11 protein-coding genes are annotated in these 13,450 nt (G+C 40.5%); 4 read left to right on the forward strand and 7 right to left on the reverse strand.

The window, feature by feature from the left end:
* Nucleotides 1-209 precede the first annotated feature (209 nt).
* Nucleotides 210-374 (forward strand): hypothetical protein, encoded by a 165-nt coding sequence (locus tag ACWATR_RS16220; protein ID WP_460334309.1) that lies wholly within the window; start codon nucleotides 210-212, stop codon nucleotides 372-374.
* A 262-nt stretch (nucleotides 375-636) separates the two neighbouring features.
* Here the strand turns inward: ACWATR_RS16220 and ACWATR_RS16225 are convergent, their stop codons facing one another.
* From ACWATR_RS16225 to ACWATR_RS16250, 6 genes are all read right to left on the reverse strand, one after another.
* The gene (locus ACWATR_RS16225) at nucleotides 637-1,824 is read right to left on the reverse strand and encodes an MFS transporter (RefSeq protein ID WP_460334312.1); all 1,188 of its coding nucleotides are present in this window, start codon (nucleotides 1,822-1,824) and stop codon (nucleotides 637-639) included.
* Between the two features lie 12 nt (nucleotides 1,825-1,836).
* Entirely contained in the window at nucleotides 1,837-2,409 is a 573-nt protein-coding gene (locus ACWATR_RS16230; RefSeq protein ID WP_460334315.1) for a Uma2 family endonuclease, read from the reverse strand.
* A gap of 53 nt (nucleotides 2,410-2,462) precedes the next feature.
* Nucleotides 2,463-2,867, reverse strand: a complete 405-nt coding sequence (locus ACWATR_RS16235) for a hypothetical protein (RefSeq protein ID WP_460334318.1) — start codon at nucleotides 2,865-2,867, stop codon at nucleotides 2,463-2,465.
* Between the two features lie 193 nt (nucleotides 2,868-3,060).
* Complete coding sequence (gene recQ / locus ACWATR_RS16240; RefSeq protein ID WP_460340448.1) at nucleotides 3,061-5,220, reverse strand: DNA helicase RecQ; 2,160 nt, start codon at nucleotides 5,218-5,220, stop codon at nucleotides 3,061-3,063.
* 253 nt (nucleotides 5,221-5,473) lie between these two features.
* Nucleotides 5,474-7,036, reverse strand: coding sequence for an AAA-like domain-containing protein (locus ACWATR_RS16245; RefSeq protein WP_460334321.1), 1,563 nt, complete (start codon nucleotides 7,034-7,036; stop codon nucleotides 5,474-5,476).
* A 157-nt stretch (nucleotides 7,037-7,193) separates the two neighbouring features.
* Nucleotides 7,194-8,600 (reverse strand): AAA-like domain-containing protein, encoded by a 1,407-nt coding sequence (locus ACWATR_RS16250; protein ID WP_460334324.1) that lies wholly within the window; start codon nucleotides 8,598-8,600, stop codon nucleotides 7,194-7,196.
* 331 nt (nucleotides 8,601-8,931) lie between these two features.
* On the opposite strand from ACWATR_RS16250, the gene ACWATR_RS16255 reads away from it, so the two are divergent.
* Both ACWATR_RS16255 and ACWATR_RS16260 read left to right on the forward strand, forming a co-directional pair.
* Nucleotides 8,932-9,891 (forward strand): protochlorophyllide reductase, encoded by a 960-nt coding sequence (locus tag ACWATR_RS16255; protein WP_435026586.1) that lies wholly within the window; start codon nucleotides 8,932-8,934, stop codon nucleotides 9,889-9,891.
* 501 nt (nucleotides 9,892-10,392) lie between these two features.
* Nucleotides 10,393-11,013 carry a TMEM165/GDT1 family protein gene (locus ACWATR_RS16260; protein WP_460334328.1) on the forward strand — a complete coding sequence of 207 codons (621 nt, stop codon included), beginning with the start codon at nucleotides 10,393-10,395 and terminating at the stop codon, nucleotides 11,011-11,013.
* Between the two features lie 106 nt (nucleotides 11,014-11,119).
* On the opposite strand, the gene ACWATR_RS16265 is transcribed toward ACWATR_RS16260, so the two are convergent.
* Nucleotides 11,120-12,013: a tetratricopeptide repeat protein gene (locus ACWATR_RS16265; protein ID WP_181927748.1), complete on the reverse strand. Its 894-nt coding sequence runs from the start codon at nucleotides 12,011-12,013 to the stop codon at nucleotides 11,120-11,122.
* Between the two features lie 378 nt (nucleotides 12,014-12,391).
* Here ACWATR_RS16265 and ACWATR_RS16270 point away from each other — a divergent pair, with 378 nt between their 5' ends.
* Nucleotides 12,392-13,417 (forward strand): hypothetical protein, encoded by a 1,026-nt coding sequence (locus ACWATR_RS16270; RefSeq protein ID WP_460334331.1) that lies wholly within the window; start codon nucleotides 12,392-12,394, stop codon nucleotides 13,415-13,417.
* Nucleotides 13,418-13,450 lie beyond the last annotated feature (33 nt).

Consider the following 13,450-nt stretch of genomic DNA (forward strand, 5'->3'; position numbering starts at 1 on the left):
CAGTGCTGTAAGCTGGTTCCCCGTTGTAGCAACTGGGGTGACACAGAGAGAAAAAAAGATTTTACTAATCAACTTTAAATTATCAGAATATATTTAGTTAGCTTATAACCGATAAAAGAAATTCAAATACTGCTTTGAAGAAATTGTACTATTTTTGCTTCAAACTAAAAATATAGTAAACACCAATTTTGAAAAAAGGACGATCGCACATGAGTTTAATAGATGGTATATTACTGACGCTGCTAAATACTGTTGCTTGCCTTGCACTGCCTAAATTGCTAGCAATTCTGTCTGCAAAAAGCCAAAACACTTCACCATCGCTGTCTACTGCGATATCAAAAGATTCTAACTCTGAAATCCCCAGTTTTTCGTAATATAAGCTGATTTTCTCTAGATATCGCTTTGATGACGAGACAATTTAGCTATTGGTGCAAAGCGATATCTTAAGGGAAATTATTCACATTTTTTTTCGGAAAATAATCAGTGTGCATATTTCCAAAAAATAAAATCTTATGGAGAAAAATCTGGACTACAGTACAGCAAAAACCAGGCAATAGAGAATAATTATAGTATTACTACTAAAAAAGGTTTGTAGTAGCTTCATTTGACTTTTTTGCCGCGCTTTTTTGTTATTATTTAATTTTGTCTTGCTGTGGTTATTTTAGGTCTGACGATAACAAAAAATGCAAGCAAAGTAAAAAATAACATTTGCCAAGTTACCAAATTCCAGCCACCAAGATTCCAACATAATAGACCAATACTAGTACCTACGGAACCGCCAATAAAATAGATAGTTATGTAAACTGTATTGATGCGACTATTTGATTGAGGATCAAGACTGTATATCCTTGCAACATTGGTGACTTGGACTGCCTGTACACCCACATCTACTAACAATACAGCAACCGCGATCGCTAATGCAGAATTAGAAGCAATTTTAGCAATTACTAAACTTGCAATGACGAGCGATACAGCAATTGTCAAGGAACGTTGCGAGTTACCTTGATCAGCTATTTTACCAAAAACTGGTGCCATCAATGCACCTGCGATCGCTACAAAGCCATACATCCCGATTGTGTCAGATTGAAAATTAAAAGGCGCTCCACTTAAATGGAAAGTCAGCGTTGTCCAAAATGAGCAAAAAACACCAAACAATAACCCGCTAATTAAAGACGCTTCTCTCAATAATGAAAAACGCTTTAGTTGGTGAAGTGTTGAGCTTAATAATTCCAAATAATAACCATCGAATTCATTTTTGACATTAGGCAAATATATATTTAGTAACACAATAACAATTAAAATCATTACTGCCGAAAATCCATATACATAACGCCAACTCAACCATTCAGCAATATATCCACTAAAAACCCTTGCTCCTAAAACTCCAATCAATATACCAGTAAAAATGTTGCCTACGGTTTGGCCTGTGGTTACTCTATCTATACTTGCCGCTAAAGGAAGAATAATCTGAGCGGAGACTGTTGCAATCCCAATTGCTACGCTCAATATCCAAACTTGGATGATGTTTTGTGAAAACATCATGGCTATTAACAAACAGAACAAACATGTCAGTAAACAAAGAATTAATTTTTTCTTGTTGATTTTATCGCCCAAGGGGATTAAAAAGAAAAGCCCCAAACCGTAACCAACTTGCGTCAGCACAGAGATGCTACCCGCTTCGCCTTCAGTGACTCGAAAAGATGATGCAATATCTTTGAGGATTGGCTGATTATAATAAACATTAGCAACACAGACACCAGCTGCGATCGCCATAATCAGTACTTGGACTTTAGTTAATCCGCTACTTGAGATTTGTTTTTCCATTCAACCTAAAATTTATACAGGAAAAAACTGGTTTACAGTACAGCTAAAACCAGGTAATAAAGGAGAACTTATAATATCACTACTAAATAAGGTTGTTACCAAGTTAAGTTGAATTTGTTCGCGTCGATAGACCTCTAGTTTACGTGATCGCCAATCAGCAATCCAATATTTTTTTACTCCTCTGGAAGAATAAAGTTTAAGTTTTGCTTCCTTATCCCGTCTTTCATCTGACTTACTCTCAGACAAGACTTCGACTACTAAATCTGGTGCGCCAGTAAAATGTCCCGCTTCATCTAATGTTAGCGCCAAGGTTTCTTTAGTAGCCCAAACTACATCAGGAATCACATTATCTGATTCTGAAAACAAAACGCCGGGGTTGATTACAGCTTCTCCTAAACCAGTAGACTCTGACCAAACATCAAGTTGTCGAAAAATCTTGCCACAAGTTTGCTGATGTTTAAAGTGAGGTGCCCTGGTCATAAATAATTCTCCATCAACTATCTCGTAGCGCGTCCCCTCATTTTCCGGGAACAATTCTACATCGTGAATTGTCCAGCGTACTCCTGTATTAAGCATCTCACTCATTGGCTAACTCCTTTAATCTTTTAATCAATAAGACTTAAGTTTAGCTTCCTTATCTAGTTTTTCAAAAAACAAATATATGAGCAAATAGTAAGACTTAAACAAAATGCACCAAATAAAATGCAAAACCAGCCACCTAATATAAGTGCGTTAGAATTGTCTTGAGTGAGCGTCAGAAATTTCTGTTGAGAATCGTTTAGAAAAGCATTAATTTTGTCAGCAAGTTTTTGTGCTTCTGGTTGCCAGTATGAGGGTCGAGAAATGCGATAGTCTTCCCCATGTTTAATAACAGGGTTGACATAATATCGGTTCTCTCCACCATCATGAATTGCCTTAACTTCTACGCCCATCCACAAATCTAATTCAGAATAGATTTTTACAGAGGACTCCCACCAATCTCGATTAGCCAACTGACAATTGATGTGCTTTGGTGTTCGCTCACAAGATAAAGTTGTAATCATCTTTGGTGCAGATATTAACTTGACTCCAAATGCAATAAACGAAATACAAAAAAGCAAATATATAAAGTTAAAGCAGTGTATTGATTTTGGCAAATTTGCGAGTTTTGATTTCTCTCCCTCGTTCATTTTTTTATTGTCATTCATAATGAAACAATAATTGTTTTGCTTTGTATTACTCGTCCTTAGCAAATCATCACTTGCGATTTTCACGCCGCCACTTACACCGCACTAAACGAATTTCATCAAAAGTGTAGCTTTCGCCTAGTTGTTCTTTGATGGGAGTGAGGGAAATGTCACCGAGTACTTCTAAAACTTGCCAAATTTTTTGTTGATGTTCTAAAGGTACTAATTGATTTAAATCAACTGGCTGATTTTTCTCAATTAATTTTTCTAGATGACTGCTAACTGTTGCCGGACTAAGGTTCCGCTTTTTGGCAATTTGAGCAATATTTAAACCTTGTTGATGCAATTGTAATGTCTGTAATTCGGTGTACGAAGAAGATGATTTGGGAGAAGACACGGAAGTAGCAGATTTATTTTGCAAACCTTTTTCTTGGCGGTAGGCGCGAATTTCTGTAATAAACTTTTCGCCATATTGAGCGAGTTTGTGACTACCTACACCAGAAAGTTTGGCAAATTCAGCTAAGTTTTGAGGTTGCACCTGTACCATCAATTTTAAAGTGGAATCATGGAAGATCACGTAAGGTGGTACAGATTGCTCATCAGCTAATTGTTTACGGAGCGATCGCAACTTCTGTAATAATATTTCTGCGACTTCTGCTTTTTCGCTCCCCTGTTCCCAGGTAATCTTTTGCACTGTGGTTACAGCTAGCGAAACTGTGCGTTGTTTTCGCATTACTTGCCAACTTAAGGCATTTAGTTTTAAAACTGAGTAACCATCGCTAGTTTGTTCTAGTAACCCTTGATGTAAAAGCGATCGCCCCAACATTCGCCATTCATCTACAGTTCTATCTTTACCAATACCATAAGTAGAAAGTTTATCGTGTTCGTACTGGAGAATTTTGTCTTTTTTTGCCCCTCGCAACACATCTATTATGTGTAGCATCCCAAATCTTTCTTTGCAACGCGCCACACAAGATAGAAACTTCATGGCTTCAACTGTCCAATCTTGCATCGGTTTGGGATGACGACAATTGTCACAGTTACCGCAATTCCCAGGAAACCTTTCTCCAAAATAACCCAGTTGAATCGTTCGCCGACAATCAGTGCCTTCAGCGTAATCTATCATCTGACGCAGTTGTTGTTTAGCAATCAACTGTTCTTGAGGATCGGTTTTTTGATCGATACTCCATTCAATTGTTTTAACATCACCAAAGCTGAAAAATATTGTACATCGAGATGGTTCTCCGTCTCTACCTGCTCTACCCGATTCTTGATAATAACTTTCTATATTTCTGGGCAGATCAAAGTGAACTACCAACCGCACATCGGGTTTATTAATTCCCATTCCAAAGGCGATTGTTGCCACCATCACCCGGACATCATCTCGAATAAATCGCGTTTGATTACTACTACGCTCTTCATCACTTAATCCGGCGTGATAAGGCAGAGCAATAACTTTATCGTTTTGTAGTTTGAAAGTTAATTCATCAACTTTTTTTCGAGTTAAAGAATAAATAATTGTCGAACCTTCCGTTTCTCGAATTAGTTCTAATAATTCAGCGTAAGCATATTTAGTTTTAGGACGAACTTCGTAATAAAGATTTTCACGGTTAAAACTGGCAAGATGAATGCTAGGTTGCTTTAGTCCTAGTTGTTGAATGATATCACTACGGACGCGATCCGTTGCTGTGGCGGTGAGGGCGACGGTAGGAACATCAGGATAGCGTTTCCGCAGAGATTTTAACTGACGATATTCTGGACGAAAATCGTGTCCCCACTCAGAAACGCAGTGCGCTTCATCAATAGCGAAGCTAGAAATACCGATTTTTTCTTTAACTAAATCGAGAAATGGGAGAAACCTTTCACTGAGGAGACGTTCAGGGGCGACGTATAGTAATTTTACTTTACCGCTGAGGATGGCTTCTTCCCGCGATCGCACCTTGTAAGGATTCAAACTACTATTGAGAAATGTCGCGTTAATATTATTATTTCGCAGTGCTTCTACTTGGTCTTGCATCAAAGCAATTAACGGCGAGACAACCACTGTTAGTCCATTTTTTAACAATGCTGGTAGCTGAAAACACAGAGATTTCCCCCCGCCAGTCGGCATCACAACCATTAAATCTCGATTTTGCAGCGCATCTTCGATAATTTGCCGTTGTCCGGGCCGGAATTGGTCATAACCGAAGTGATATTTTAGCGCTTGTTCGAGATGGGGATACTGAAGCATAGCGATACCTACGGTGGTCTTTGCCAACGCTTTTTCGGTGGCTGTCTGTGTGAGTAATTATTGAAGATATCAGGATTTTAACTCACATCATACGTAGCTTTAAGAAGAACTGCGTTTCTGTTGGCGATCGTACTTTCTTCAAGCCAACCTACAAAATTAACGATCTGCTTGCAGCAGTGCTTGTCCAAGGAATACTCTACCGCGTTCTTTAATTAGCATACTTTTAATCTAAAATCCAAAATCTAAAATTCACTCAGCATCCATCTAAGCGAGAATTTGCATTTATTACTTTGCCCTTATCCCCTATCTGGGTACATTTTAGTTGTGATTCTAAAGCATCAATCTTTTGTAAAAGCGACACTCCCCACACTATAGAAATCACCAATTTGATTGTCATTCCCACGAGCAAAAGTGTCACTATTGTAGCAGCTTTCTTTTGTTGAGCCAGCCTTTTTTGTTGTTCTGCAAGTCGTGCTTCGACTTCTTGAGCACGTTCAGCTTCTAATGCTTGCTGCACTTCTCGTCGATCTAATTCTTCACTAGCAGCTAAAAATCGATAATCTAAGTTGCTTAAGCTTTTACCATGTGCCCAAGTTTGGGCATCAATCAAAGCTTGTCCGCGCAATAGGCGAGATTTATCCTTTTCTTCTGAGGCTACCCATGCATTGAAGGTTTCGTAGTAGGGACGCAAGTAAGCTAATTTTTTTCCAACCCATTCTAAATTGAAAACTTCTTGATAAATTCGGTTTTTTATTTGGAGAAAACCTTGCTTTTTGATCGCCAAACCAGAGAGCAATAGTTCTACCTGTTCTCGACTATCGTCGGCTGGTACTTTTACTCCTTGGAGAATTTGCTGATAAATTCCTAGCAATCTGGCAGCAAATTGTTCGTTTCTGAGGATGCGATCGCGAATAGTTCGCAAATGCTCCGGTTCATCCTGCGATTCCCATTTCTCGATGATGTACGATCGCACCACATTTTCTATCCAAAATTCTTCTGTGCCAGGGGGAATTTTGAGCTTTCTACCCGTATCATCTTGAGATAAACTGACAAGTAGGCGACACAGCTTTTGGGTAAGAAATGGTTGCCCTTCTGTCCAACCTAATACTTCTTTCAAAACTTTCTGGGGATGATTGTCTTTTATATCCAGTCCCAAAGATAGTGGTTGAGCTTCTTCAAAAGTAAAACCATTTATTTGGATGGTTTTCCCAAGATTAAATGGGGTAGTAAGATTTCGATCTAGAATTAAGTCTGAAGGTGTCGCCACACCAAAAATTGCAAATGTAATTCGATTATATTCTGGATCAATTGCTCGTTGATTATAACAGAATCGAATCAAGTTAAAAAAGTCATCAACAGAGAAATTTAGGCTGAGAATACTATCAATTTCATCAATAAAAATAAATAGTCTTTCATTCGGAAACTGAGCTAACAGATTTTCCGAAATAAACCGACTGAGTTTCTGAACTAGAGAAATATCATTTTGTTCTTGCCACCAGGTTTTTAAATTGACTTTTCCTAACAGTTTGAAACTCAACCAGATGTCCCCGACAACTCCCTTATACCACTGTTCTGGTGTTATATTTTCACAACCAATATTAGTCATATCAACGGTGGCACATTTAAAGCCTTCTTGTTGCAAGCGGTGCTTTGTTTTTACCATAAGTGAGGATTTGCCCATTTGCCTACAGCTGAGGATGTAACAAAATTCACCCTGTTTCAAGGCTTCGTAAAGTTCCACATCTGCTCTGCGCTCAACATAGCTAGGAGCGTCACTGGTAAGCGTGCCACCAACTTGGTATCGATAATTGTTCATTTAATTTATTTTAAATTCGTTCTATATCTAAATCAAAAAACTTGTATTGGAACAGTTGATAAAATTCATATAATAAAGTTTGTAGTAAGGACTTTAGTCCTTCTTTATATAAGCAGTAAATTATCAGCACTAAAGTGCTTACTACAAACCCTCAAAACTAGCTGGAAAATTTACTAGAAGCATTAGCACTATTTTGCTTTCCAAACTGTTGGCTAAAATAAAGACGATATAACTCACACATGGCGCTAGCTTGATTGCCATTGAGTTGAACCAAACCCATGCTTTCTAGCTTATAAGCAGCGATCGCGTCTAACTCCACTTTTTCATCTGTTGCAATTACCTGTTGCATAGCTGTCATTAATTCTGGTTCTTTTTGCAGTAAGCTCAACAGTTCTCGTAAATGCTGACCGTAAATTCCCACTGGTGTAGATGCAGTTTCTAGTAATACCTCCATTGTCATTTCCCCTTGACATAAATGATAAAATGCAAGGCTCACTAGATAGGGATGTCCTCCCACCATTGCTTGTAGTGGTGCAAGGCGTTTTGCACCTTCGGAGTCTGCTGCACAATTTAGTCCATAACGTAATGCTAAATTCTGTAACTGCTTGAGGGTAAATGGCGGCAGCGTAATTGTTATCCCTACATTGAAAGGCGATTGGTTGAGCTTGAGCGGAATATAAATTTCTGTTGTGTGAACCACCACCATCCGCAGTTTTTGCCAAGTTTGATCTTGCTTTGCTTGTTCATGCCAAAATCGCAGCATTGGCAGAAAATCTTGGGCAATATTGGGATGTTCAAAAACCCGATGGACTTCATTTAAAGCTAAAACTACAGGACTATCATGAATATATTGCAAAAGATATGCTTCAAAATAGATTTTGCAGCTTACCTTGCTGCCCATTTCTGTATCCCAAAAATCATCGAGACAGGGAAGGAGATTTAACTGCCTGCTGACATTGACACAAAACCAACGCAAAAATTTATCCAGGGAAGCAAAAATGTCTTGATCAGCTTCTTGAAAGTCCAAATAGACAATTTGATAATCTTGCTCTCTAGCATAAGCAATCATCCGATTGAGAAGAGAACTTTTTCCGGTCTTTCTAGGTGCTTTGATCCGGATTAAGCAACCAGGGTGTAAAATTTCGTTACAAACAAGTTCTTCCAGGGGAGGGCGATTGATATAAAGAGGAGAACCCAGTGCTACAGGGCCGCTAGGAAATTCTATCTTGTTTGCTGAAAAAAAGTCTGGAGAAACCATTTCTAAGTTAGATTCTTCGCCGAACTTTTGTTGGATCTGATTTTCCGGATCAGCTATCTCATATTCCAGGTGTTTTTTCAAGGCTAAATGCAAATTTTTTTTCGTTACTCTTTTTCCAAGTGCAATGGAAAGGTCTTGCCATAACTCAGAGCCAACTTCCTTGATGTAATTGTTACCATAGCCTGATGCCTCTGCCATTTCACCGTAAGTTTTGCCCAACCATGATTGATAGAGCACAAACCACTGAATTGAACCGAGAGGTTTGTCTTGTAGAATTTTTTTTACAGATTGTAGAAGCTCATCCACTGCGTATAAATTATTAAACAGCTAGGAAATTTACTTATACTTTTTTCACTAGTAATAATATACATCTGAATACATCTGAAAAAATACTTGAAAACAGCAAAAGTCAAGATTGCATTGATACAATTTTCAGTTTTATTAATCCATCACAATAATTATTATATTTATATTATTTTTTAAAATTCTTTGTATAATTATACATTTTTATTTCCAAGATTAGTCTCTGTTACTTAGAGTCCGAGGTTCGTTCAGCCTAATACAGCTTTGAAAAGCTGGTGATAATCATAGCTCACTGGTGTGAGATCCTAGAGACAGTCAATGGAGTGCGAACAAAATGGAACAACATCAGAAGCCAACGGTTGTAATTACGGGTGCCTCTTCGGGGGTGGGTCTGTATGCTGCAAAAGCTCTTGCTGAAAGGGGATGGTATGTGGTGCTGGCCTGTCGGGATTTAGCAAAGGCACAAAAAGCTGCCCAAGCTGTGGAAATCCCTTACAACAGTTATACCAGCATACATATCGACCTTGGCTCCTTGGAAAGTGTTCGACAGTTTGTGAAGAACTTCCGAGCCAGTGGAAAGTCCCTAGATGCTTTGGTATGCAACGCCGCAATTTATATGCCCTTAATCAAGGAGCCGTTACGCAGTCCAGAAGGTTACGAGTTAACTGTCACCACCAATCATCTGGGGCATTTCCTCTTGTGTAACCTGATGCTAGAGGATCTGAAGAAGTCATCTTTAGAGCCAAGGCTGGTTATTTTAGGAACCGTCACGCACAATCCAGACGAACTGGGTGGGAAGATTCCACCCCGTCCCGATTTGGGCGAACTAAATGGCTTTGCTGAAGGGTTTAAAGAGCCGATCGCAATGATTGATGGCAAGAAATTTGAGCCAGTCAAAGCTTACAAGGACAGTAAGGTTTGCAACGTGCTAACTATGCGGGAACTGCATGAGCGCTATCACGAGTCAACCGGTATCGTCTTCAATTCTCTCTATCCGGGATGTGTTGCAGAAACGCCGCTATTTAGAAACCACTATCCTCTGTTTCAGAAAATCTTCCCCTTATTCCAGAAGTACATCACTGGAGGATATGTGTCTCAAGAGTTGGCGGGAGAAAGGGTCGCAGCCGTGGTTGCCGATCCTGAGTATAATCAATCCGGTGTCTATTGGAGTTGGGGAAATCGCCAGAAGAAAGATGGCAAGTCCTTTGTGCAAAAAGTCTCTCCTCAAGCCCGCGATGACGACAAAGGCGATCGCATGTGGGAACTAAGCGCAAAATTGGTTGGGCTTGCATGATGACACAGGACTTGGTATTACCTTGTGCATAATTTATCGATTCATCAATCCACTTTTTTGAATTGGTATCATGTACAAGTAAAGAATAGTTGAGGTGATTATTTAAGTCACCTCTGACTTTATTGATAGATTTCTTTAACTGGTTGCCAGAAAAATTAAAATATGTGGGTTTTTCTAGAAAGTAGAAAAGTAGGAAATAGTGTCTTATTTATTGAGTTGGTAATTAATTTATTGATGCTTTTCATTCCCTACTCTTGACATATACTTATAAAAAATGTATAATGCATCTTGCATAGAAGGGGAGTAGCTGCTGGCAAAAAAACTTGAAAGCCAGTACATCTGAATCAACATACTGGCGATGAGCCTGGTTCAGATGGCAAATAATTAATATTTGAAAGCGAGACCTTCACTAAGTTCACACCGAAACGTGTAAACTTGGTGAGGTCTTTTGGTTCTCATCAAGCTTCACATCGGTAAACGATTCTTCAGGAGCTTGAGAGAGTGTTAACAGCTTTTACCGCAGGTTTATTACTAATTACAGTTTCAGAACTAGGCGATAAAACATTTTTTATTGCTGTGATTTTGGCAATGCACCACCCTCGGCGGCTGGTATTTATAGGTGCGACATCTGCTTTAGCTGCGATGACAATCCTTTCAGTGCTATTTGGACAAGTGGTATCTTTGTTGCCAAAAGTTTATATTCATTACGCCGAAATAGCCTTATTTATTGCCTTTGGTATCAAGCTGCTGTATGACGCTAGTAAGATGTCGGCGGCGGCTTGTGATACAGAAGTTGTGGAAGAAGCTGAAGCTGCGGTGAAACAAGCAGATTTGCAGTTACCAAAGCAAAAAACTGGTTTGGCAATTGTCATAGAAGCCTTTATGTTGACATTTATGGCAGAGTGGGGCGATCGCACCCAAATTGCCACCATTGCCCTAGCAGCAGGTAATAATCCAATTGGAGTGACAATAGGTGCAATTTTAGGACATGCCATTTGTGCTGCGATCGCAGTTATCGGCGGCAAAATGATAGCCGGACGCATTTCTGAGCGTCAGATCACCTTTATTGGCGGATGCCTGTTTTTAATCTTTGGTGTCCTCGCTGCCATTGAGGGAGCGTGAGGGGAAGAAGTAGGGGAGTAGGGGAGTAGGGGGCAGAGGAGCAGGGAACAGGGGAGAAGAATTAATAACCAATGCCCAATGCCCAATGCCCAATGCCCCACATCCATTACTTAGGCGTACTTTCCGGCGAAGGTGCGGGAGATTGAGCCGGATTAGGCGTGGAGGAAGCCGTTGCCGCCTTTTTAATTCCGTCTTTGTACTGAGCAGGTGCTAAAGCTGCGGCACTATCAAACAAAGGTTTTGCATCTGCGTCTTTGCCCTGTTCTTTCAAGAGCATTGCTTTTGCCACAACAGGGCGAAAATCTTTGGGATCTTTCTTAATTGCCTGGTCATAAACAGAGCTAGCTTGAGCGTAGCGTTTCTGGGAAGCGTGAACAGAACCTAATAATACCTGCACCGCTACTGTATCAATACTTCCAGGTTGAATTGTATTTGCTTGGGCTGCGTTAGAGAGGGTTTCTTGCAACAAACCAATGGCTGCTTCGGGGCGTTGCTGACTGATCAACAAAGCCACCATTCCTTGCAAAGCCTTCAAATCGCCCGGTTTCGTGGACAAAATCGAACGATAAGCTTGAGCGGCTCCTTCGCGATCGCCAATTTGCTGTTTGGCTTGAGCCAGTAGCACTGAATATTCTGACTGTTCGGGATTCAGCTTCGCTAGCTTTTCTAGGGGTTCAATAACGACTTGGATATCAGCTGGTTTAACCTCACTTTTATCTTTTTGACTCAGTAGTTGCAGCCGCGCCTTTAATAGTCCCTCAAGCGCAGTCTGATTTTCTGGTTCCCTTTGCAAAACCTGTTCATAACCCCGTACTACGTCTTCCAGTTTTGATTTTTGGTCAGCGGAGGGCAAACTGTCTCTGGTGCTAGCGGTATTCTGGCTTGAGGGTGGCGTATTATTAAATGCTCCAATTATAGGAATAACCGAAACACCTACAAAAGCAAGAATTGCCACTGCCAAGACGACTCGAACTATCCAACGATTGCGCGGTTGAGACACAGTTTTGTCTTTCTCCTGAATTTTAATGACATGATCATTTACACAAATCGTAAAGTTAAAAATTTCCAAAACTTTGCGGAATACCGCCAATTGCCTGTGAATTTTATAACAATTAACTATCTACACTGCTAAAGTAAGTGATGACTTTAGGAGGAGCCGTCAGAATTGTAGCTATGATATGCTTCCGAAACTAGTGTAAAGGCGCTAAATTACACATTTAGTGTTTATACACTAAATTTAGCGCCTTTAGGATTGTGTAGAGTAACCTAGTGTGACTTTGTTAAAAGCCAATATACTTTCATCAGTCGCACAAATGCTCTTTCCAGCTGCCTTTGTAAAATCCCACAATGGGATGTGTCTCCGCCGCAAGGAGTTTTTATGAATTCCGACCTGATGCCGTTGCCTGAATCCTCCAATTCTTCTGCCTCTAACCAGGGCCCAACTAACGTAGAGGCAGCCGCTAATGTTCACATAGCAGCCCAGTCCTCTAAACCTGAAAATTTGCCTGTCAAACCCACCGAGACTGACTCCAATGATGGGTTCGCCAATCGACAGCAACCGATTCCGCCTCCCAGCGAACCGATGCAGTACCGAGCGATCGGGTTAGTCCGGGGTCGATATCATGCTAGCAGCGAACAATTTACTCAAGGTACGCTGCTGACCACAGATGGTGTAGAACTCAATGCCGTCCTCCTAGGCCGGATTATGAGCTTAGTCAAGAATCACCTAGACTTAGAAAAAGAACACTTGTGGGTAGTATATCCACGGACAAGACAAGAAAATGATACCTTGCACATCCAAATCGTCGGAGTTTGGGAGCCAGAAAATCTGGCTAAAAACTCAACAGATGAGGACGAGTCAGATTTTGAGTTGCAAGAGTTACAGAAACCCGATGATGGCTTATCCGAAAACTCTGAATTAAGTACAATTGCTCTGAAACCCTCATCAGAAGTTGTAGATGGTGGTTTTTCTGTTCGTGGTGAAGTAGTATACCAGTCTTTTGATGCTAAAAGCTTGGTAGTCAAAATTAGGCAGGCTCCACGCAAATCAACTGATAAACCCAAATATTTTAAGTTGAAATTGAGGGGTGTGCTGACCACCAAAGCAGTAGGAAAATTCTGGGACTTCCAAGCCAAGCGGGAAGCTGACGTTTTGGTAGTAGAAAAAGCTGAGGCGATCGCTGACTTGCCCAAAAAACGCAGACCACCATTCAAAGGTGGGCCTCGTGCTGGCGGTGGTGGTGGTGCTGGTGGTAGAAAACCATTCCCCCCCAGACGCAGTGGCGAAACCCCTCGTCCTATCAAAAAAACAGGCGCAGGCGGCGACACCTCTGTGGTGTCAAAACCTATCCCAAGAACGCCCGCTCCTAAACCCATCAAGCGACCAAAACCGACTCAAGAGTAGGTCATTGGGCATGGGGAATTGGGCATTGGGTAT

The sequence above is a fragment of the Nostoc sp. UIC 10890 genome, assembly GCF_054786515.1.

Excerpts from the sequence above, each read along its gene's own strand:
- ACWATR_RS16220 (WP_460334309.1), top strand. The coding sequence starts at position 210 with ATGAGTTTAATAGATGGTATATTACTGACGCTGCTAAATACTGTTGCT.
- ACWATR_RS16225 (WP_460334312.1), bottom strand. The coding sequence starts at position 1,824 with ATGGAAAAACAAATCTCAAGTAGCGGATTAACTAAAGTCCAAGTACTG.
- ACWATR_RS16230 (WP_460334315.1), bottom strand. The coding sequence starts at position 2,409 with ATGAGTGAGATGCTTAATACAGGAGTACGCTGGACAATTCACGATGTA.
- ACWATR_RS16235 (WP_460334318.1), bottom strand. The coding sequence starts at position 2,867 with ATGATTACAACTTTATCTTGTGAGCGAACACCAAAGCACATCAATTGT.
- recQ (WP_460340448.1), bottom strand. The coding sequence starts at position 5,220 with ATGCTTCAGTATCCCCATCTCGAACAAGCGCTAAAATATCACTTCGGT.
- ACWATR_RS16245 (WP_460334321.1), bottom strand. The coding sequence starts at position 7,036 with ATGAACAATTATCGATACCAAGTTGGTGGCACGCTTACCAGTGACGCT.
- ACWATR_RS16255 (WP_435026586.1), top strand. The coding sequence starts at position 8,932 with ATGGAACAACATCAGAAGCCAACGGTTGTAATTACGGGTGCCTCTTCG.
- ACWATR_RS16270 (WP_460334331.1), top strand. The coding sequence starts at position 12,392 with ATGAATTCCGACCTGATGCCGTTGCCTGAATCCTCCAATTCTTCTGCC.